The 19669-nt window shown below is 70.8% G+C and carries 18 protein-coding genes and 1 tRNA gene; 15 read left to right on the top strand and 4 right to left on the bottom strand.

The annotated features are described in order from the left end of the window. From Q0D57_RS10280 to Q0D57_RS10230, 11 genes are all read left to right on the top strand, one after another. On the top strand, positions 1-668 hold a 668-nt coding region (locus Q0D57_RS10280), incomplete at its 5' end, for an ATP-binding cassette domain-containing protein (protein WP_291042683.1). Next, positions 665-1816, top strand: a complete 1152-nt coding sequence (locus Q0D57_RS10275) for an SIS domain-containing protein (RefSeq protein ID WP_291042681.1) — start codon at positions 665-667, stop codon at positions 1814-1816. The genes Q0D57_RS10280 and Q0D57_RS10275, both read left to right, overlap by 4 nt. 10 nt (positions 1817-1826) lie before the next feature. After that, positions 1827-2942 (top strand): hypothetical protein, encoded by a 1116-nt coding sequence (locus Q0D57_RS10270; protein ID WP_291042679.1) that lies wholly within the window; start codon positions 1827-1829, stop codon positions 2940-2942. A 45-nt stretch (positions 2943-2987) separates the two neighbouring features. Beyond that, a complete protein-coding gene (locus Q0D57_RS10265) occupies positions 2988-4271 on the top strand; it encodes an LCP family protein (RefSeq protein WP_291042677.1) in 1284 nt (427 codons plus the stop codon). Between the two features lie 124 nt (positions 4272-4395). After that, positions 4396-5598, top strand: coding sequence for an LCP family protein (locus Q0D57_RS10260; RefSeq protein ID WP_291042675.1), 1203 nt, complete (start codon positions 4396-4398; stop codon positions 5596-5598). A gap of 10 nt (positions 5599-5608) precedes the next feature. Beyond that, positions 5609-6343: an alpha/beta family hydrolase gene (locus tag Q0D57_RS10255; protein ID WP_291042673.1), complete on the top strand. Its 735-nt coding sequence runs from the start codon at positions 5609-5611 to the stop codon at positions 6341-6343. 19 nt (positions 6344-6362) lie between these two features. After that, a tRNA-Ser gene (locus tag Q0D57_RS10250) sits at positions 6363-6452 on the top strand. An 83-nt stretch (positions 6453-6535) separates the two neighbouring features. Further along, the gene (locus tag Q0D57_RS10245) at positions 6536-7816 is read left to right on the top strand and encodes a DUF445 domain-containing protein (RefSeq protein ID WP_291042671.1); all 1281 of its coding nucleotides are present in this window, start codon (positions 6536-6538) and stop codon (positions 7814-7816) included. Between the two features lie 117 nt (positions 7817-7933). Further along, on the top strand, positions 7934-8599 hold the full coding sequence (locus Q0D57_RS10240) for a DUF433 domain-containing protein (RefSeq protein ID WP_291042668.1): 666 nt from the start codon (positions 7934-7936) through the stop codon (positions 8597-8599). An 8-nt stretch (positions 8600-8607) separates the two neighbouring features. Then, positions 8608-9012 carry a hypothetical protein gene (locus Q0D57_RS10235; RefSeq protein ID WP_291042657.1) on the top strand — a complete coding sequence of 135 codons (405 nt, stop codon included), beginning with the start codon at positions 8608-8610 and terminating at the stop codon, positions 9010-9012. Between the two features lie 24 nt (positions 9013-9036). Then, a complete protein-coding gene (locus Q0D57_RS10230; protein ID WP_291042654.1) occupies positions 9037-9828 on the top strand; it encodes a GntR family transcriptional regulator in 792 nt (263 codons plus the stop codon). On the opposite strand, the gene Q0D57_RS10225 is transcribed toward Q0D57_RS10230, so the two are convergent. The 4 genes from Q0D57_RS10225 to Q0D57_RS10210 form a co-directional block, all read right to left on the bottom strand. After that, positions 9768-11216, bottom strand: coding sequence for an FGGY family carbohydrate kinase (locus Q0D57_RS10225; RefSeq protein ID WP_291042651.1), 1449 nt, complete (start codon positions 11214-11216; stop codon positions 9768-9770). The two genes, Q0D57_RS10230 and Q0D57_RS10225, sit on opposite strands and share 61 nt — an antisense overlap. Positions 11217-11281: 65 nt before the next feature. Next, a complete protein-coding gene (locus Q0D57_RS10220; protein WP_291042648.1) occupies positions 11282-12754 on the bottom strand; it encodes an FGGY family carbohydrate kinase in 1473 nt (490 codons plus the stop codon). Next, positions 12751-14202 carry an FGGY family carbohydrate kinase gene (locus tag Q0D57_RS10215; RefSeq protein WP_291042646.1) on the bottom strand — a complete coding sequence of 484 codons (1452 nt, stop codon included), beginning with the start codon at positions 14200-14202 and terminating at the stop codon, positions 12751-12753. The genes Q0D57_RS10220 and Q0D57_RS10215 overlap by 4 nt, the downstream gene beginning before the upstream one ends. Before the next feature lie 10 nt (positions 14203-14212). Then, complete coding sequence (locus tag Q0D57_RS10210) at positions 14213-15052, bottom strand: class II fructose-bisphosphate aldolase (RefSeq protein ID WP_291042644.1); 840 nt, start codon at positions 15050-15052, stop codon at positions 14213-14215. A 248-nt stretch (positions 15053-15300) separates the two neighbouring features. Here Q0D57_RS10210 and Q0D57_RS10205 point away from each other — a divergent pair, with 248 nt between their 5' ends. From Q0D57_RS10205 to Q0D57_RS10190, 4 genes are all read left to right on the top strand, one after another. Next, on the top strand, positions 15301-16374 hold the full coding sequence (locus tag Q0D57_RS10205) for a sugar ABC transporter substrate-binding protein (protein ID WP_291042641.1): 1074 nt from the start codon (positions 15301-15303) through the stop codon (positions 16372-16374). Positions 16375-16465: 91 nt separating this feature from the next. Then, positions 16466-17974 carry a sugar ABC transporter ATP-binding protein gene (locus Q0D57_RS10200; RefSeq protein ID WP_291042639.1) on the top strand — a complete coding sequence of 503 codons (1509 nt, stop codon included), beginning with the start codon at positions 16466-16468 and terminating at the stop codon, positions 17972-17974. A gap of 5 nt (positions 17975-17979) precedes the next feature. Further along, entirely contained in the window at positions 17980-19011 is a 1032-nt protein-coding gene (locus Q0D57_RS10195) for an ABC transporter permease (protein ID WP_291042619.1), read from the top strand. Positions 19012-19099: 88 nt separating this feature from the next. Beyond that, entirely contained in the window at positions 19100-19660 is a 561-nt protein-coding gene (locus Q0D57_RS10190) for an SIS domain-containing protein (protein ID WP_291042614.1), read from the top strand. The last annotated feature ends 9 nt before the right edge of the window (positions 19661-19669 follow it).

Raw genomic sequence — 19669 nt, 5'->3', positions numbered from 1 at the left:
TCGACCTCGACGTGCAGGCGGGCGAGATCGTGGCCCTCGTCGGCGACAACGGCGCCGGCAAGTCGACCCTGATCAAGATCATCTCCGGCCTCTACCAGCCGAGCGAGGGCGAGATCTGGCTCGACGGCCGGCCCGCGAACTTCCGCGACGCCTCGGATGCGCGCGCCAAGGGTGTGGAGGTCGTCTACCAGGACCTCGCGCTCGTGGTCGACCAGCCCGTCTACATGAACATGTTCCTCGGCCGCGAGCTCACGACGGGGCCGTTCAAGATCCTCGACCGCAAGCGGATGGCGACCGAGACCCAGCAGCTCGTCGACTCGCTCGACGTGCGGATCCCCTCGGCCAAGGCCACGCTGAGCGACCTCTCCGGCGGTCAGCGCCAGGGCGTCGCGATCTGCCGCGCCACCCACTGGGCCTCGAGCCTCGTGCTGCTCGACGAGCCGACGGCCGCGCTGGGCGTGGCCGAGACCGCGAAGGTCGAGGAGCTCATCCTGAAGCTCAAGGCCCGCGGCGCGGCCATCCTGATCGTCAGCCACAACATGGATCAGGTGTTCCGCATCGCCGACCGCGTCTCGGTGCTCCGCCGCGGCACCCAGGTGGGCACGCGCGTGCTCGCCGACACCACCCACAACGAACTCGTCGCCATGATCACAGGACTCACCTCATGACAGAACCCCTCTCGCCCACCACCACGCCCGTGACCGGGAGTGGCCCCGGGAGCGCCGCGGAGAGCGGGGCCCAGAGCGCTGCGCCCGGAGCCCACCTGCGCGCCGAGATCGCGGAGCAGCCCGCCCGCTGGCGCGACCTCATCCCCTCCCAGCGCGACGCCCTCGACGCCGCGGCCGAGCTCATCCGGAGCATCGCGCCCGAGCTGATCGTGTTCGCGGCGCGGGGGTCGAGCGACCACGCCGCGCAGTACGGCCAGTACCTCGCGCACAACCTGCTGCGGACGCCGGCGATGCTCGCGACGCCCGCCACCGCGAGTGCGTTCGGCGTGACGCTGAAGTACCCGCGGTCGGTGATGCTCGCCGTCTCCCAGTCCGGAGAGTCGCCGGATCTGCTCGAGACGGTGCGGTCGGCGCAGGGGGCCGGGGTGGCCGTGATCGCGTTCACGAACGACCCCTCGAGCACGCTCGCCCGCCTCGGCGAGGTGCACGTGCCCCTCTCGGCGGGGCCGGAGCTCTCGGTGGCCGCGACCAAGACCTACACGGCCGAGCTCCTCGCGCTGCACCTCGTGCTCTCGCGCGCCGCCGGCGCGGACTGGAGCTCGCTCGAAGCCGCGGTCGAGGCGGTGGCGGCGGCCGGCGAGAGCACGATCCGTGCCGCGGCCGAGGCGTCGCCGGCGCTCGCCGCAGGCCTCCGCGAGGCGCAGCGAATCCTCGTGGTGGGGCGCGGCTACTCGATGGCGTCGGCCAAGGAGGGCGCGCTCAAGCTCATGGAGACCAACGCCATCGCGGCGTCGGGCTGGAGTGTGGCGGACGCGACGCACGGCCCGCTCGGTCAGGTCATCGCCGGCACGCCGGTGATCGTGCTGGCCGCGAGCCCCGGCGGGCACGCCTCGGTGGCCACGTTCGCGGCGGCCGCGGCTGATCTCGGCGCCGAGCTCATCGTGGTCGGGGCCCAGGAGCTCGACGGCTCCACACCGGTGCGCTCGAGGATCGCGCTGCCCGGCCTCGACTCTGCCGGGGTGCCGGATGAGCTCATCCCGCTGATCGAGATCCTCCCGCTGCAGCAGCTCGCCCTCGAGCTGGCCCTCGAGCGCGGGCTGAACCCCGATCAGCCCGCCGGCCTCAACAAGGTCACGAGGACGCACTAGGTTGACGGGCATGCCGAATCAGCAGGCCGCATCCGCCCCGCAGGTCGATTCCGGCCGGCCCGTCGCATCCGCCCAGGTGCAGACGGTGCTCGGCCCGGTGCCCGCCGACTCGCTCGGCCGCGTGATGGTGCACGAGCACCTGCTGTCGCTCGTGCCCGGCCCCTGGCAGAGCGGTGGAGCCGCCGACGACCGGGTCGACCTCGCGGTGCGGGCCCTCTCGTCGCTGGCGGCGGCGGGCGTGGGCACGGTGGTCGACATCAGCCCGTATGGCGTCGTGGGGCGCGACGACGACGGTGCGAACGCCGTGCTGCTCCGCGAGATCGCCGAGCGCACGGGGCTGAACATCGTCTCGGGCACCGCCGTCTACCTCGAGGCGTACTCGCCGCGCTGGGCGCTCGAGGCCTCCCTCGACGAGCTCACGGCGCGGTTCGTGGCGGATGCGACGACCGGGATCGGCGAGACGGGCGTGGTGGCCGGGGTGCTCGGCGAGCAGGCGACGAGCCTCGGCGTGATCACCCCGCACGAGGAGAAGTGCCTGCGGGCGAGCGCGCGGGCCTCGAACGAGACCGGCCTCGGCATCATGACGCACACCACCCACGGCACGATGGCGCACGAGCAGATCGACATCCTCCGCGCCGAGGGCGTGGACCTCGGTGGCGTGGTGATCGGGCACATGGACACGCAGCTGAGCGTCGACTTCGTGCGGTCGGTGAACGACCGCGGCGTCAACGTGGCGATCGACACGATCGGCAAGGAGACGTGGGAGTTCTTCGTGGGCCCGCCCGAGCAGGATCCGCCCGACGGAGAGTTCGTGAAGCACGCCTTCCACCGGGCCGATGCCCACCGGGCCGACCTGGTGGCGGCCCTCGTGGCCGACGGGCGCACCGACACCGTGTTCCTCGCCTCCGACCTCACGGGGGCCGAGGTCTGGATGAACCCGGGCACCCACGGTCGGCAGGGCTACAACTACCTCATCGACTCCTTCCTCCCGCTGCTGCACGAGCGCGGCGTCACGGCGGAGCAGTGCGACACGATGCTCGTGGCGAACCCCGCGCGCCTCCTCGGTGTTCATCCCGGTGCCCATCGCGGCGGCTCTCTCGGTGGTTCTCAGCTTCATCGGAGATGATGAGAGGTCCCCACCTCCTCCCGACCCCGAGAACCGCACCCGCCCATGACCCATCCGATCGCCCGTCACGGTCGGCAGAAGACCCCGAAGCCGATCGCCCTGATCGCCCGCTTCGTCGGGGTCGCCGCTGCCGTGGTCGCCGTCAGCGGCGCCGCCTTCGCCGGCTACGCCACCTGGAGCGTCTCCAGCGAGGTGCAGACGGTCGCGCTCGCGGGCGAGACCGAGGGCGTCGTGCCGCAGATCGACGCGATCGACGGCGGGGTCAACCTCCTGCTCGTCGGCAGCGACTCGCGGGCCGGCCAGGGCGACGCCTACGGCGACACGGAGGGCAACCTCAATGACGTCACGATGCTCATGCACATCGCCGAGGACCACTCGAGCGCGACCGTCGTGAGCTTTCCCCGAGACCTCGTGGTGCCCATCCCCTCCTGCCCCGACCCGGCGGGCGGATCGTTCGACGCCATGAGCGCGCAGCCCATCAACGTCACCCTCAGCTACGGCGGCCTCCCCTGCACCGTGCTCACGGTCGAGGCGCTCACGGGGCTGAGCATCCCGTTCGCCGCCGAGATCCAGTTCAACGGGGTCATCGAGATGTCGAACGCCGTGGGCGGGGTGCCCGTGTGCGTGGTCGATCCGATCGACGACGAGTACACCGGGGTCTACCTCGAGACCGGCACCCACACGCTGCAGGGGGCGGATGCGCTCGGCTTCCTGCGCACGAGGCACGGTGTCGGCGACGGCAGCGACCTCGGCCGCATCTCGTCGCAGCAGGTGTTCCTCTCCTCGCTCGTGCGCACCGTGAAGTCGGGGGAGACCCTCTCGGACTTCGGCCGGCTCTACGGCCTCGCCCGCGCGGCGTCGGGCAACATGGTGCTCTCGCAGAGCCTCGCCTCGCCCGACACCCTCGTGTCGATCGCGCTCGCGCTGAAGGACATCGACCTGGAGAAGGTGACCTTCGTGGCCTATCCGGGAAGCACCGACGGCGACGGCGACTACGCCGGCAAGGTGCAGCCGCTCTACGACGACGCCGACGTGCTGTTCGCGGCGATCGCGGCCGATCAGCCGGTGGTCACGGCCGACCCGGCGAACACGGGGGTGGGGGCGATGGTCGACCCGAACGCGCCGGCCGCTGCGGCGGGGACCGAGGCGGATGCGGATGCGGATGCGGATGCGGATGCTCCGGGGGCCGCCGCTGACCCCAGTTCTGGGGCGGCGGATGCGGCGCCCGACACGAGCGGGAATGCCGCGGCGGCGGCGACGGCCCTGCCACAATCGATCACAGGGCAGACAGCAGCGGAGTACACCTGCTCGAAGGGGAACGACTATTAGCCGCAAGACGTCCGGGCCGGAGCGCACGCCCCCGAAGCCGATCGCGCGCCACGGGCGCCTGTCGTCCCCGCATCCGCTTCGCGCCATCGGCACGGTCGCGCTCGCCTCGCTCGCCGTCGTGCTCGTGAGCGGAGCCTCGATCGCGGCCTACGCGGCCTGGGACGTGACGGCCTCCATCAGCACCGTCTCGCTCGCCTCCGACCTCGAGTCGGGGGAGGAGGGCGCGGCGCCCCCGCCCTCCATCGACGCGATCGACGGCGGTGTGAATCTCCTGCTCGTGGGCAGCGACTCGCGCACGAACCAGGGCGACGCCTACGGCGAGGACGAGGGCGGCGAGCTCAACGACGTCACGATGCTCCTGCACATCGCCGAGGACCACTCCAACGCCACCGTCGTGAGCTTTCCGCGCGACCTCGTGGTCGACCTCCCCGAGTGCCCCGAGGGCGGCGGCTACACGGCGCCCATCAACACGGCGCTCTCGCAGGGCGGGCTCGCCTGTGTGGCGCTCACGGTCGAGTCGCTCACGGGCCTCAGTGTGCCGTTCGCGGCCGAGATCCAGTTCAACGGCGTGATCGAGATGTCGAATGCGGTGGGCGGCGTTCCCGTCTGCGTCACCGACGTGATCGACGACCCGTTCACGGGGGTCTACCTCGAGCCGGGCACCCATCCCCTGGCGGGGGCGGATGCGCTCGGCTTCCTGCGCACGAGGCACGGCGTCGGCGACGGCAGCGACCTCGGCCGCATCTCGTCGCAGCAGGTGTTCCTCTCGTCGCTCGTGCGCACGGTCAAGAGCGACTCGACGCTCACCGACTTCGGCAAGCTCTACGGGCTCGCGAAGGCTGCGGCGAGCAACATGATCCTCTCCGACCGGCTGGCCTCGCCCGACACGATGGTGTCGATCGCGCTCGCGCTGAAGGACATGGATCTGTCGAAGGTCACGTTCGTGGCGTTCCCGTCGTATTCGGCCGACTGGGTGCCCGAGGGCAAGGTGGCGCCGGACACGGAGGCGGCCGAGGTGCTGTTCGCCGCGATCCGGGCTGACCAGCCGGTGGCGGTGGAGGCGCCGGGCGGGATCGCGTCGGTGGTCGACCCGAACGCTCCGGTCGATCCTGCGCCGGCTGATCCCGCGCCGGTCGATCCTGCGCCTGTCGATCCTGAGGCGCCGGTGGATCCCGAGGCGCCGGTGGATCCGGAGGCGCCGGTCGATCCGGAGGCACCCGTCGAGCCCGAGCCCGGATCGGTCAACGCCGACGGTTCGACCGTGCTGCCCTCGAACGTCAAGGGCCAGACGGCGGCCGACTACACCTGCTCGGTGGGCAACGAGTAGCGTCGACGGCATGGTCGATCCTGCTGCCGCCGTGCCCGACCTCCTGTGGGAGGGTCCGGACGCGCCGGTGCCCGTGCAGGCGCCGGTGCTCGTGCTCGCGCACGGTGCGGGTGCGGCGATGGACTCCGACTGGATGAACCGGATGTGCGCGCTGCTGGCCGAGCGCGGCATCCGCACGGCGCGGTTCGAGTTCGCGTACATGGCGGCCCGTCGCTCCGGGTCGCGGAAGCCGCCGCCCCGGGCCGAGACGCTCGCGGGGGAGTACCGGGCGGCGGTGCGGGCTGTGCAGGTTGTGCTGGCTTCGCAGGTGGCGCCCGGTCACTCGGTGTCGCCCGCCGGATCGGGGTCGTCCGCGGTGGCGATCGGCGGCAAGTCGATGGGCGGCCGGGTGGCGAGTCTCGTGGCCGACGAGCTGCATGCCGCCGGCAGCGTCGCGGCGCTGGTCTGCCTCGGCTACCCCTTCCATCCGCCCGGTTCCCCGGAGAAGCTCCGAACCTCGCACCTCGAGCACCTCGAGACGCCGGCGCTCATCGTGCAGGGCGCGCGCGATCCGTTCGGAACCCGCGAGGAGGTGCTCGGCTACCCGCTCGATCCGCGCATCCGGGTGCACTGGCTCGACGACGGCGAGCACGAGTTCAAGCCGCGCGTGAAGATCTCGGGCCACACCCACGCGGAGCACCTCGCGGCGGCTGCCGACGAGGTCGCCGCCTTCCTGCACGAGACCATGCGCTCGCATGTCGTATGATGGCGGAGGCGAAAGCCAAGGAGACGTCGCATAGTTCGGCCTAGTGCACCACCCTGCTAAGGTGGAGTACCCGTCAAGGGTACCGTGGGTTCAAATCCCACCGTCTCCGCACTGCATGCCGTTCGTCAGAATGCCGCCAGATCATCGCGATGTGGCGGTTTTTTCGTTCCCTTGCGGTTCGGGAGGATCACGATGACCACCACGCGCGACTCCCTCCTCACGGAGGCCGATCTGGAGCGCCGCGCCGGGCTCCGGCGCATGAAGCTCATCGCGCTGTCGCTGCTGGTGCTCTCGGCGGTCGTCTTCGCGGTGGCCTTCGCGTTCCAGGACCGGTATCCGTGGCTGGGCTTCGTGCGGGCCGCGGCCGAGGGTGCGATGGTGGGGGCGCTCGCCGACTGGTTCGCGGTGACCGCGCTGTTCCGGCATCCGCTGGGCTTGCGCATCCCGCACACGGCGATCATCCCGAACCGCAAGGACGAGATCGGCGAGAGCCTCGGCGAGTTCGTGGAGCAGAACTTCCTCTCCGACGAGGTGGTGCGCAGCAAGCTCGCCACCTTCAGCGTGGCCGACCGGCTGGGAGCCTGGCTCTCCGATCCGGTGAACGCGGAGCGCGCCAGCGCCGAGGGTGCCGTGATGGCGCAGGGTCTGCTGCGCTTCCTCGGCGACGACGACGTCGAGACGCTCATCGAGCGGCTCGCCCGTGAGCACCTGTTCGACCGGGAGTGGGCGCCTGCGCTCGGCCGGGTGGGGGCCGAGCTCGTGGCCGCCGACCAGCAGCGCGCCATCGTCGACGCCCTCGTCGACGCGGCCGAGGCCTGGCTCACGGCGCATCCGGATGCGCTCGGCGAGGCCGTCTCCGGCCGTCTGCCCCGCTGGGTCCCCGGGTTCGCCCGCGATCTCGCCGATGAGCGCGCCCACCGGGAGCTGGTCGGCGTGCTGAACGCGGTGCGGGAGGATCCGGAGCATCCGCTGCGGGTGGCGATCGACGGCTACCTCGTCGACCTCACCGATCGGCTGCAGCACGACCCCGAGATGGGGGAGCGGGTCGAGGGGATGAAGGCCGAGTTCCTCGAGAGCCCGCGGCTGCGCTCCTTCGCCGGTCAGCTCTGGGAGGCGGTCAAGACGACGCTCGGGGAGTCGCTCGCCGACCCCGCGAGCCCGCTGCGGTCGTCGGCGACCTCGGCGCTGGTGGATCTCGGGGTGCGGCTCTCGGGCGATCGCGCGCTCTCGGCCAAGGTCGACGCGTGGATCGCCGATGCCGCGGGGTACGCGGTGCAGAAGTACCGGCACGATCTCGCCTCGGTGATCAGTGACACGGTCAAGCGCTGGGACGCCCGCGAGACCACCGAGAAGATCGAGCTCCAGGTGGGCCGCGACCTGCAGTTCATCCGCATCAACGGCACTGTGGTGGGCGCGATCGCCGGCGTCGGCATCTTCGCGATCGCGACGGCCGTGCACGCGCTGTTCGCCTGAGCGGTTCTCCACAGCTCGACCAGCCCTCGCGGTCTTTTTGCACAGATCATTGCGTCCTGGAGCGGGGCTTCTGGCGTGATTGCTAACCTTGGGCCAGGAAGCGGGAGAAGGTGCATCGTGGACGAACTCACACTGGTCCCCCTGTACACACAGGGCGAAGCGACGAGCCTGCTCGGGATGCCCCAGTCGACGTTCAACCACTGGGCGAGCGGCTACACCACGGCGTCCGGCAATCGGAAGCCGCCCTTCATCACCGTCGCCCGCCCCGGTCGCGGATACACGGTTCCGTTCATCGGTCTCGCGGAGGCCTGGATCGTGAAGGCCTTCACGAAGGCGGGCGTGCCCGTCTCGCGTATACGGCCGGCGCTGGAGCAGCTCCGATCCCAGATCGGTCTCGACCACGCGTTGGCCAGCGATCGTCTGAAGACCGACGGAGCCGAGATCCTCTGGGACCTGCGGCGGTCCGACTCGGCTCTCGATGACAACAGGCTGGTCGTCGTGCGCAACGGACAGGCGGCCTTCGGGGAGATCGTCCGCGAGCACTTGAAGCAGGTGGACTATCGGGACGGATTCATCGGACAGCTCCGGATTCCGAGGGCCAGCGGCGCGGAGTACACGATCGACCCCGAGATCAACTTCGGTCAGCCCACGTTGAGCGCCTACGGCGTCCGAGTCGACGATGTGCTCGCCCGCATCGCCGCCGGTGAGATGATCCGGGACGTCGCCGCCGACTTCGACATGCCCACCGAGACCATTCAGAACCTCGTCCTGGCCGCCGCCTAGGTCGCCTCGTGCCGGGTCCGCGGTTCTTCACCGATCGCAGCCTCGGCGATCACCTCCTTCCCGAGACGCTTCGAGCGGCGGGATGGATCGTGGTCAGCATGCGCGAGCGGTACGGATCGGTCACCGCGCAGGCGCTCGTCGACATCGACTGGATCCGCGACGCCACAGCCGAGGGAGAGGTGCTTCTGACGGGCGACAAGGCGATCGCCAAGCGTCCGCTCGAAGCGCGCGCGGTCGTCGCCAGTGGCGCCAGGGTCTTCGCCCTCGGAAAGAACCAGTTGACGGGCGCTCAGAAGGCCCAGAGGTTCCTCAACCTCGAGGCGGCGATCTTCCGGCGGGCTGGGAGACAGCCCGGCCCGTACGTCGTGAGCGTCAACGAGCGTGGACTGGAGACGCTCAAGCTCTTCGACTAGGTGCTTCCGCTTCCGAGGAGACCGGTGCAGCGCGATACGATGGCGGCCGAGGGGATGGTGGCCTTGGCGAAGTCGATCGAGCGGGAATCGCCGGTTCCGTACTACGAGCAGCTGTTCGGCATCCTGGGCGAGCGCATCCGGGGCGGCGAGATCGCTCCCGAGGAGCGGCTGCCGAGCGAGCTCGAGCTCACGCGCGAGTTCGGGCTGTCGCGGGCGACCGTGCGGCAGACCCTCGCCAAGCTCGAGTCCGAGGGCCTCGCGCGAAAGGTCGCGCGGCGGGGGATGTTCGCGTCGGTGCGCGACAAGCCGTCGGGCTGGATCGTGCAGGACGAGCAGGGCTTCCTCGAGTCGCAGCTGCGGCACGGGCAGACGGGCATCGAGACCGAGGTCGTGGGGGCGCGGTTCGCCGTGCCGCCCGCGCACGTGGCCGACGCTCTGGAGCTCGGCGCCTCCGAGGAGGTGTTCGGCCTCGAACGCGTGCGGTCGCTCGAGGGCCGGATCGCGATGTTCAGCACCAACTGGTTCCCCGCCGGGGTCGGCCGCATGATGGCGGCGGCGGATGACGTGCTGCGGGGCGAGGGATCGGTCAACACGACCCTGCGCCAGGCCGGGCACGTCTCGGCGGGCGCTCGCCGCATCATCCACGCCCTCGGCGCCCCCGAGCCCGTGGCCGCCCGACTCGGCGTCGACGAGGGCACCCCGGTGCTGCGCGTGCGGTCGCTCTCGTGGGACCACGACGGCACCCGCTTCGACTACTACGAGACCTGGGTGCTCACCGACGTCGTGCCGCTCGAGGTGAACGTCGCTGCGAGCTGAGTGCCGCCGAGCGCTCGCGCCGGATCCGGCGACCAGCCGCGCGCCCGGGCCGCGAGCATCGCCGCACCCACCGCGGTGACCTCGGGCTCGAGGATGGCTGCCGTGCGGTAGCCGTTCACGGCGGCCTTGATCTCCACCCACCCTGGCGAACGCACCCACCCTCCGGCGAGCCGGATCTCGGGCGGGCGACCCGGGGACACGGCCGGCGATCGCACGTCCAGCCCGGCCCGCACCTCCAGCCCCGCCCGCACCGCCGCCACCGCATCGCGCCCCGCGCAGGCGAGGGCGCCCAGCACCGCCGAGGCGCGGGACAGCGGATCGCTCGGCGCATCCAGCGCATAGGCGGGCCAGCCTCCGCCACGACGGCCGGGCACGAAGTGGCCGTCCTCGAGCACCGGCACCGGGGCGATCCCGCCCTCGAGCAGGGCGCGCAGCGACCGCCCGACCTCGGGATCCTGCGCCGCCCACTCCACGTTCCGCGACAGCTCCTCCACCCGCAGCAGGGTCGTGCCGGTCGAGCGGATCCCGGGGGCGACGTCCACGAAGTCCCGTCGCGCGAGCCCGGCCACCGGCGACTGCGCCACCACCACCTCGGCCGTGCCCATCGAGTCGAGCACGGCGCCCGGCACGAGCTGGTCGACGACCCAGCCACCGATCGGGTGGTCGTGCCCACCCACGACGGCGATGGCATCCGGGGCCAGCACGCCCGCGGCACGGAGCGTCGGCGACGTGATCTCGCCGACGGGGTCGCCGGTGCGCAGCACGGCCGGCAGCATCCCGACCGAGCCGAGGGTGAGCTCGACCCGCTCGGCCGACCAGGACCGATCGCGCGAACGCCAGGCGCCGGTGCGGGAGGCGAGGGTGTCGCTGAGGAACGGGCGCCCGGTCCAGCGGAGGGCGGCGTGGTCGGCGAGGGCGATCCAGAGGTGGGGAGAGGAGTCGCCTGCCTGTTCGCGTGCCCACCGCCAGCCGACGAGCGTGCGCACGGGATCGGCCTCGGTGTCGAATCCGCCCACGTCGAACGCGCCGTCGCCGGGAATCGGCCCGAGCCCCGGCTCGAGGTCGCGGAAGATGCCGCTGCGCCGGGGATCGAACCAGGCGAGCGCCTTCGTCACGGGCCGAAGCGACTCGTCGACGAGCACGCCGTCCTCGCCAACCCCGGCCACGCAGATCGCCTGCACCTCGTGCCGCCGCCCGCAGACCTCGAGGATCATCTCCTCGAGCGCGTCGACGAGGGCATCGGCGTCGATCCAGAGGCCGTCGCCGTCGCGGGGCGTGCGGCGGGAGGCGCGGGCCAGCACGGTGCCGCCCTCGTCGAGCGCCACCACCTTGGCGTTGGTGCTGCCGATGTCGACACCGCAGACCACGGGAGTACGGAGCGTGCCCACCACCGCCACCTCCCAGGATGCCCGACCGTAGAGATCCTAATCGGCCCGCACGGAACGGGTCGTCGCTAGGCGCTCGGCAGCAGGGCGGATGCGGGCCGCCGGGCCGTACCGGGCACCTCGGGCGTGTAGCCGAGAGCTGCCTTCGCGGCCTCGTGCTGCTCGGCGATCCGCGTCTCGCGGGCCACCTGAGGCAGCTCGGCCACCGTGAGCTCCCAGGCCGGGAACTCCCCGGTGAGCGTCGACGCCGCCTGCATGGCCGCTCCCTTCGTGACGTACTCGTCGGGCGAGGGCACGGCCACCGGGATCTCGACGAGCTGGGTGAGGATGCGCTGCACGGCGAGGCTCCCGGCCGCACCGCCGATGAGCAGGAGCCGGCCCACCGGCACATCGCAGGCCGAGAGGTTGTCGAGCATCGCCACCTGGCTCGCGAGCGTGCCCTCGAACACGGCCCTGGCGAAGTTCGCGCGCGTGAAGTTGGTGAGCGACGCCCGGTGCAGCGACCCGCGCTCGTGGGGCAGGTCGGGGGTGCGCTCGCCCTCGAAGTAGGGCAGCAGGGTGAGGCCGTCGGCGCCGGGGCGCGCCGCGAGCGCGAGGTCGGACAGCTCGTCGTAGCTGCAGCCGAGCAGGGCGGCGCCGAGATCGAAGTTGCGGGCCGCGTTGAGGGTCGCGACGAGCGGGAGGTGGTCGCCCGTCGCATCCGCGTAGCTGCACACGTAGCCGTCGAAGTCGTGCACCGGATGCGCCGAGCGGGCGTACACGACACCGGACGTGCCGAGCGAGAGCACCGCGTCGCCCGTGCCGAGCCCGAGGGCGAGGGCGGCGGCGGCGTTGTCGCCGCTGCCGACGCCGACCGGGATGCCCTCGGGAATGCCGGGGAGCCCGCGGCCGGCGACGCCGGCGACATCGAGCGGGCCGAGGATGCGGGGGAGCAGGGCCTGCTTGCCGAGTGCGTGCTCGAAGAGATCCATCGTGTACTCACCGGTCTCCGGCGACCAGTAGGCGGTGCCGGAGGCTTCGGAGCGGTCGGTCGTCAGCTCGTCGAGGCGCCCGGTGCCCGGACCACCGCCCATCAGCCGCCAGGTCAGCCAGTCGTGCACGACCGCGACGGCCGCCGTTCTCGCTGCAGCCGCCGGATGCGTGTCGCGGAGCCAGCGGAGCTTCGGCGCGGTGTCCGAGAGGGTGAGCGGGATGCCGGTGCGGCGGATCCACGTCTCACGCCCGAGCTCGTCGTTGAGCGCCACCATGGACGCGTGCGAGCCGGTGTCGTTCCAGAGCGGAGAGTCGCACACCGCTCCACCCGCCGCATCGAGGAAGACGGGCGTGTGCTGCTGACCGCTGACCGAGACCGCCGAGACGTCGCTCAGCCCGCCGGCGCGGTTCACCGCCGTGAGCAGGGCGGTCCACCAGACCTCCGGGTCGACGACGGTGTCGGGCGGATGCGCCGCCTTGCCCTCGCGCACCCGCCGGCCCGTGGCGAGATCGCGCACGGTGACCTTGCACGCCTGGGTGGACGAGTCGATCCCTGCGACCAGCGTCATCGCTCCGCTCCCTCTTTCAGGTGCTGCCAGAGTGGTGCGACCCCGTGCTGCCACTCGGCGAGCGTCGCGGCCCGCCCCTGATCGGGGTCGACCTCGCTGGGGTCGCACTCCGCCCAGGAGCGGCGCTCACCCGAGGCCAGGGCCTGGGCCCCGACCGAGACGACCTCGGGGAACCGCGAGACGCTGAGGGGGGCGTCGAGCAGGTCGGCCTTCAGCTGCAGCCAGAGCGGGTTGCGGCTCGCGGGGCCGATCACCTTGATCGCGGTGGGCTCCTCGGGGAAGAGCTCGAGCACGTCGCGGAACTGCAGCGCCATGCCGAGGAAGGTGCCGAAGACGATCTCGTCGAGAGTCGTGTCGCTGTGGAGACCGGCGATGACGCCGCGGGCCTTCGCGTTCTTGGTGGGAGGAGGGCTCCCGCGGAACTCGGGAAGGACGAGTGGGACGCCACGCAGGTCGATCTCGCCCGCCAGGTAACGGGCGTGCAGCCGGGCCACCACGGCGGTGAGGGCGTCGGCGTCGAGGCCGAGCATGTTCTGCAGCGTGGCGAACGCCGAGCCGCCGGTGGGGATGGAGGCGAACAGCGTCGCGTCGCCGCCCGTGGAGGAGAGCCCGTTGGCGAGCTTCGCGCGCTCGGAGCGCACATCGGTGCTCGGAGCCTCGCGCAGCACGAGCAGGCCCTCGGTGGTTCCGGTGGAGTTGAGCAGCTCGCCTCGGGCGAGTCCCGACCCGGCGGCGCCCACGACGTGGTCGTGTCCGGCCACGTGCACCTCGACGTCGGTGCCGAGGCCGGTCGCGCGGGCGAAAGCGGCGGTCACGAGGGAGCCCTCGGTGGCGCTCCGGAGGGGTGGGAAGACGCCCACGTCGACGCCGAGGAGGCCGGCGACCGAGGCCGACCAGGTGCGGGTGCCGAGGTCGAGTGCGAGGGTGCGGCTCGCGAGCGAGTACTCGGCCCACCGCTCGCCGGTCATGCGTGCCGCGAGGTACTCCGAGATGTTCAGCCACTGGGCATCGGCCGCGCTCCCGGCGTCCGCGTTCTCCACCGCCCAGGCCACCTTCGACAGCCCGTAGTTCGCGTTCACGGGCAGTCCGGTGACCGCGTAGATCTCCCGTCGTGCCGCGGCATCCAGCCCTGAGAGGCGATCCGCACCCCGGTGATCGTGCCAGAGGATCATCGGCGAGGCGAGCGAGAGGTCCTCCCGCACGAGTCCGCCGGATTCACCCACGCCGGTGATCGCGATCCGCTTCACCGAGCGGCGCTCGTCGGCGTCGAGGCTGCCCACGAACCCGGTCAGCACGGCGTCGAGGGCCTCGAGGTCGTAGACCTCGCCCCACGCGTCGGCACGGGTCGGCGTGGCCTCGCGCGCGGACGCCTGAAGTGCGCCCGCGGCGTCGAACAGGCAGAGCTTGACGCTCGTGGTGCCCACATCGACCGTGATCGTCGGCAGCATCGGCGGGCTCCTACGCCACCGAGGGGTTGAGGGTGCGGATGCGCGCCTCCACGACGTCGGTGATCGCCTTGACGGCGCCCTTCGACACCCGGATGAGCGACACCTCGCGGGGGTTCGCGATGTAGGCCTCACCGAACGAGCGGATCATCGCGTTGCGGAGATCGCTCGCCACGTTGACCTTGACCACGTTGAACTCGTGCAGGCGCCCGAGCTGCTCGGCGGGGAGCCCTGAGCCGCCGTGGATGACGAGCGGCACGGGGCTGGCATCCCGCACCTCGGACAGCAGGTCGAAGTCGATTCTCGCGTTCGGCACGTAGCCGTGCTGGTTCCCGACCGAGACGGCGAGCATGTCGGTGCCCGTGGCCTCGACGAAGTGCGCCACCTGGGCGGGATCGGTGGTGGCGGCGAACTCCGGCGCCACGTCGTCCTCCTTGCCGCCGATGCTGCCGAGCTCGGACTCGAGCGCCAGCGAGCGGGGGGTGAGCTCGCGGGCTCGCGCGGAGGTGGCGACGTTGTCGTCGTAGGCGGCCTCGGAGTCGTCGATCATGATCGAGGTGAATCGCGCGGCCAGCGCATCCTCGACCGACTGGATCGACTTCCCGTGGTCGAGGTGCAGCGCCACCGGGGTCTTCGCGGTCGAGAGCCGGCGGGCGACCATGTCGTAGATGTACTCGTACCCCGAGAGCGCGACGTTGGTGGGCGCCACCTGGATGAAGGTCGGCACGCCCACCCGCTCCACCGCATCGATGATGCCCATCGTGGTCTCGAGGTTGGTGGTGTTGAACGCACCCGCCACGAGGCGGCGCGAGGTGCACTCCTCGATCACGTCGATGCCGGAGACCAGAGCCATGTGAACACTCCTCAGTGAAGAAACAGCGCGGCGCTGTTCGCGGAGTCACCATAATGCGAAAACGTACGTATTGTCGAGTCTGTACGTACAATTCATCTTGGGTGGATTCGAGTCCGGATCGCGACGGCTTTACAAACCGGATGGACGCCATGTATGTTCCGTACGTACAAGCCGTACCAAATAGTCCGGAGAGCCCCGCGCACCGCCGGGACATCCGTAGTCCTGCCACTTCAGAGAGGAAGTCTGCAATGCGAATCGCAGCCAAAACGGGAGCCGTGCTCGCCGGCCTGAGCGCGAGCACCCTGCTGCTCGCCGGATGCGCGAGCGAAGGATCCGCGGGGGTCGACGCCGACACCCCCAAGTCCGAGGTCCTGCTCAGCTATTCCCAGCCGCACACCGACCCGTTCCAGAACGCCGAGAACGTCGGCTCGATGGAGCGCTTCGCCGAGCTCGGCTACGGCACCATTCCGGCGACCAACGCCGACCGGGACGCCGCCCAGCAGCTGACCGACATCCAGACGCTCATCAACAAGGGCGCCAACGGCCTCGTCATCTCGGTCGGCGACGCGGATGCCATCGTGCCCGCCATCGAGTACGCCAACGACGCGAGCGTGCCGATCGTCGCGATCGACGAGGCGCCCGCCTCGGGCAGCATCGCGATGATCGTGCGTGCTGACAACGTCAACATGGGCGCGCTCGCCTGCGAGGAGATGGGAAGCCGCGTGGAGGCCGGCGACGCCGTCATCACCCTGGACGGCGACCCGGTCACCTCCAACGGCCGCGACCGCACCAACGGGTTCAACGACTGCATGGCCGAGAACTACCCCGATGTGAAGCTCGTCAACGTCGCCACCGAGTGGGACCCGGCGAAGGCGGCATCCGGTATCGAGACGGCGATGAACCAGTACGACAACATCGCGGGCATCTACAACCAGAGCGATGCCACGTTCTTCCCCACGATCCTCGACACGCTCGAGTCGCTCGGCAAGCTCGTCCCCGTGGGGGAGGAGGGCCACGTCGTGCAGGTCTCCGTCGACGCCAGCCCGATGGCGATGACCGCGATCCGCGACGGCTGGCTCGATGCCGCGGTGGCGCAGCCGATGACCGACTACATCGACTACGGCGTCGAGTACCTCACCCGTGCGATCAGCGGTGAGACCTTCGAGGCGGGCGAGACCGACCACGGCAGCGTGATCGAGGAGCGGAACGGCAACCTCGTCGACCTGCTCCCGACCCCCGTCGTGACGGCCGAGAACGTCGACGACCCGGAGCTGTGGGGCAACAAGGAGTTCGCCCTGCAGGCCTTCGGCGTCGCGGAGTAGCCCCGAGCGTCCGGGTGCCGCCCAGGCGGCACCCGGACCCCGATCACCCGCAAGCCGAACGACCGGACCAGAGATCCGAGACGGAGACGTCATGACCACCACCTCACCGGGCCCCGTCCCCGCCATCCGCATCGACGGCGTGAGCAAGACGTACGGTGCCACGAAAGCGCTGCAGGACGTCTCCGTGTCGATCCTCCCCGGTCAGGTGCACGGCCTGATCGGCCGGAACGGCGCCGGCAAGTCGACTCTGCTGCGCATGATCACCGGCCTCGAGCAGCCGGACACCGGGTCGCTGAGCTTCTTCGGCGAACCCGCCCCTTCGGCATCGGATCCGAAGGCCTGGCAGCACCAGGTGGCCTGCGTCTACCAGCGGCCCTCCGTGTTCGCCAACCTCACCGTGGCCGAGAACCTCTTCGCGGGCCGCCTGCCCACCGCCGGCGTCAAGGTGTCGTGGCGCCTCATGCAGAGCGAGGCCGAGCGGATCCTCTCGGCGTGGAACATCCAGCTCAATCCCCGCACCCTGCTCTCCGACGCTCCGATCGAGGAGCGTCAGATGCTCACGATCGCCAAGGCGCTCGAGGCCGGCAGCCGTATCGTGCTGCTCGACGAGCCCACCGTGCAGCTGGAGGGTGCCGCCATCCGGAGGCTGTTCGACAAGGTGCAGGAGCTGCAGCAGTCGGGCGTCACGTTCGTCTTCGTCTCGCACTTCCTCCGCGAGGTCACCGCCATCTGCGACTCCGCCTCGGTGCTGCGCGACGGCAGACTGCTCTGGTCGCGCACGGGTGCCGACATCCGCTCCGACGATCTGGTCGAGGCCCTGCTGGCCGGCCAGGAGCAGCAGCGTCACCGCGCCGACACCAAGTCGACCTCGCTGACCGGCCCGCCGGCCCTCTCGCTCAAGGGCGTCAGCGACAAGGGCGGAGCCTTCACCGACATCTCGTTCGACGTCGCGCCCGGCGAGCTCGTCGCCATCGGCGGCAGCGGCGGGTCGGGTAAGTACTCGGTCGGCGAGGTCATCGCCGGCCTCCGCCGATCGTCCGGCGGCGACATCCTCGTCGACGGCGAGCGCCTGGCCACCGGGAACGTGAAGACGAGCCAGCGCGCCGGGATCGGGTTCGTGCCGGCCGACCGCCACCGCGACGGCTACGTGCCGCAGCTGAGCGTGGCCGAGAACATGACCATGGGCATCATGGATCAGATCGCCCCCGCCGGCGTGTTCTCACCCCGCCGCCGCACCTCGATCTCGGAGAAGCTGATCCAGGACGTCGCACTGGTGCCGCCGAATCCGTCGCTCGCGGTCTCGGGACTGTCAGGCGGCAACCAGCAGAAGGTGGTCCTGGCGCGGGCCCTCGCCCGGAAGCCGCGGGTGCTGGTGCTGATCTCGCCCACGGCCGGCGTCGACATCGCCGCGAAGGACGCCATCTACGCCCTGATGCTCCGCGCGCTCGCCGAAGGCGTGGCCGTGGTGCTCATCTCGGATGACGTGGAGGAGCTGCTCGTCAGCTCCCGCGTCCTCATCATGCGAGAGGGGCGGATCGCCGCCGCGCTCTCGGAGCCGATCGAAGAAGACATCGTGAGAGCCATCGAAGGCCTGGAGTGAAGACCATGACGAACACCACCGCCCCCGCATCCGCCAAGCCCAGAAGTGCCTCCGCGCCGAAGAACCGCGCGTTCGGCGCCGTCGTGCAGAACGTGCGTGAGCTCAGCGTGCTGCCGGGCCTCGCCATCGTGATCGTCGTGGGTGCTCTGGTCAGCCCGGCCTTCCTCTCGGCCGCCAACCTCACCCTGATCCTCCGCCAGTCGGCCGAGCTCGGCATCGTGGTGATCGGCCTGACCCTGATCCTGCTCACCGGAAAGCTCGACATCTCGCTCGAGTCGACCGTGGGGCTCGCGCCGATGGTGGCCGCCTGGCTCGTCATCCCCGCCGCCGTGGGCGGTCTCGGAACCGACATCGATCCGCTGCTGGCCATCCTGATCACCCTCGTGATCGGCGCCGGCATCGGGCTCTTCAACGGCTTCATGGTCGTGAAGGTGAAGCTCGATCCGTTCATCGTGACGCTCGCGATGCTCATCCTCCTGCGCGGCATCACCCTCGGCATCAGTCAGGGCAAGACGCTGGCCGGCCTCCCCGAGGCCTTCCGCTACATCGGCTCCGCGCGGTGGGCCGGGGTTCCCGCGGCCATCTGGGTCACGGCCATCCTGTTCGTGATCGCCGGGCTGGTGCTGCGCTACACCTCGTGGGGGCGCGCGCTCTACGCCATCGGCGGCAACGCCGACGCCGCCAAGGCCGCGGGCATCCGCGTCGACTTCGTGCTGATCACGGCCTTCGTGGCCGCCAGCACCCTCGCGGCGTTCGCCGGCCTCATGCTCGCCGGCCGTCTCGCCTCGGTCACGAGCGGCATGGGCGAGAACATGATCTTCAGTGCGCTGGCCGCCGCCGTGATCGGCGGGGTGCAGCTCACCGGAGGGCAGGGGCGCATCATCGGAGCCCTGATGGGCGTGCTGCTGCTCGGAACCCTCACCAACGTGCTCACCCTGGCCGGCGTCCCGACCTTCTGGATCAATGCCGTCTACGGTGCCGTGATCCTGATCGCCCTGCTGGTGGGCCGCTTCGGGGCCAAGCCCGGCCTACGCTGAAGCCGGCCCCGGGCCCCGGTCGTGGCCCCGGCCATGCCATCGTCACAGAACAACCCGAGCCGCGAGGCTGCAAGAGGAAGGACAGCGGATGTCTGAGTTCCGCGAGATCAGTGCGACCGTCGTCGAGGAGCTGGGCGAGGTGTTCCGCCGCGTGCCGCTCGACAGCATCGAGGCGGCGCTCGACGCGCTCGAGAAGCACCAGCGCATCTTCGTGCTCGGTATCGGGCGGGAGGGCCTCGGCTCCAAGGCGTTCGCGATGCGGCTGACCCATTTCGGCAAGACCGTGCACTGGGGCTGGGACGACACCACGCCGGCGGTCACCGCCGACGACCTGTTCATCATGCCCACCGGGCCCGCGAACATCCCGCACCTGCACTACATCGCCGAACAGGTCAAGAAGACCGGTGCGACCCTGCTCGTCGCCACCGCGATCCCGGACGGCCCCACCGCCAGGCTGGCCGACATCGTGCTCACGATCCCGGCGCACACCTACGGCGCCGAGGGCGACGTCGTCCCCACGATCCAGGCGATGGGCAGCCTGTTCGAGCAGTCGCTCTGGATCTTCTGGGACGTGCTCTACCTCATGCTCGTGCGACGCACCGGTGCTCGGTTCGAAGACCTCGTCGCCCGCCACCGCAACTTCGAGTAGTCCCCGCCA

Origin of the sequence: Herbiconiux sp., from assembly GCF_023264895.1 — a bacterium.
Lineage (GTDB): Bacteria > Actinomycetota > Actinomycetes > Actinomycetales > Microbacteriaceae > Herbiconiux.
Note: the sequence above shows the minus strand (reverse complement) of the source record. Positions and strands in the feature narration are given on the sequence as shown.

Excerpts from the sequence above, each read along its gene's own strand:
- Q0D57_RS10190 (WP_291042614.1), top strand. The coding sequence starts at position 19,100 with ATGTCTGAGTTCCGCGAGATCAGTGCGACCGTCGTCGAGGAGCTGGGC.
- Q0D57_RS10270 (WP_291042679.1), top strand. The coding sequence starts at position 1,827 with ATGCCGAATCAGCAGGCCGCATCCGCCCCGCAGGTCGATTCCGGCCGG.
- Q0D57_RS10205 (WP_291042641.1), top strand. The coding sequence starts at position 15,301 with ATGCGAATCGCAGCCAAAACGGGAGCCGTGCTCGCCGGCCTGAGCGCG.
- Q0D57_RS10195 (WP_291042619.1), top strand. The coding sequence starts at position 17,980 with ATGACGAACACCACCGCCCCCGCATCCGCCAAGCCCAGAAGTGCCTCC.
- Q0D57_RS10255 (WP_291042673.1), top strand. The coding sequence starts at position 5,609 with ATGGTCGATCCTGCTGCCGCCGTGCCCGACCTCCTGTGGGAGGGTCCG.
- Q0D57_RS10220 (WP_291042648.1), bottom strand. The coding sequence starts at position 12,754 with ATGACGCTGGTCGCAGGGATCGACTCGTCCACCCAGGCGTGCAAGGTC.
- Q0D57_RS10245 (WP_291042671.1), top strand. The coding sequence starts at position 6,536 with ATGACCACCACGCGCGACTCCCTCCTCACGGAGGCCGATCTGGAGCGC.
- Q0D57_RS10210 (WP_291042644.1), bottom strand. The coding sequence starts at position 15,052 with ATGGCTCTGGTCTCCGGCATCGACGTGATCGAGGAGTGCACCTCGCGC.
- Q0D57_RS10265 (WP_291042677.1), top strand. The coding sequence starts at position 2,988 with ATGACCCATCCGATCGCCCGTCACGGTCGGCAGAAGACCCCGAAGCCG.
- Q0D57_RS10200 (WP_291042639.1), top strand. The coding sequence starts at position 16,466 with ATGACCACCACCTCACCGGGCCCCGTCCCCGCCATCCGCATCGACGGC.
- Q0D57_RS10275 (WP_291042681.1), top strand. The coding sequence starts at position 665 with ATGACAGAACCCCTCTCGCCCACCACCACGCCCGTGACCGGGAGTGGC.
- Q0D57_RS10215 (WP_291042646.1), bottom strand. The coding sequence starts at position 14,202 with ATGCTGCCGACGATCACGGTCGATGTGGGCACCACGAGCGTCAAGCTC.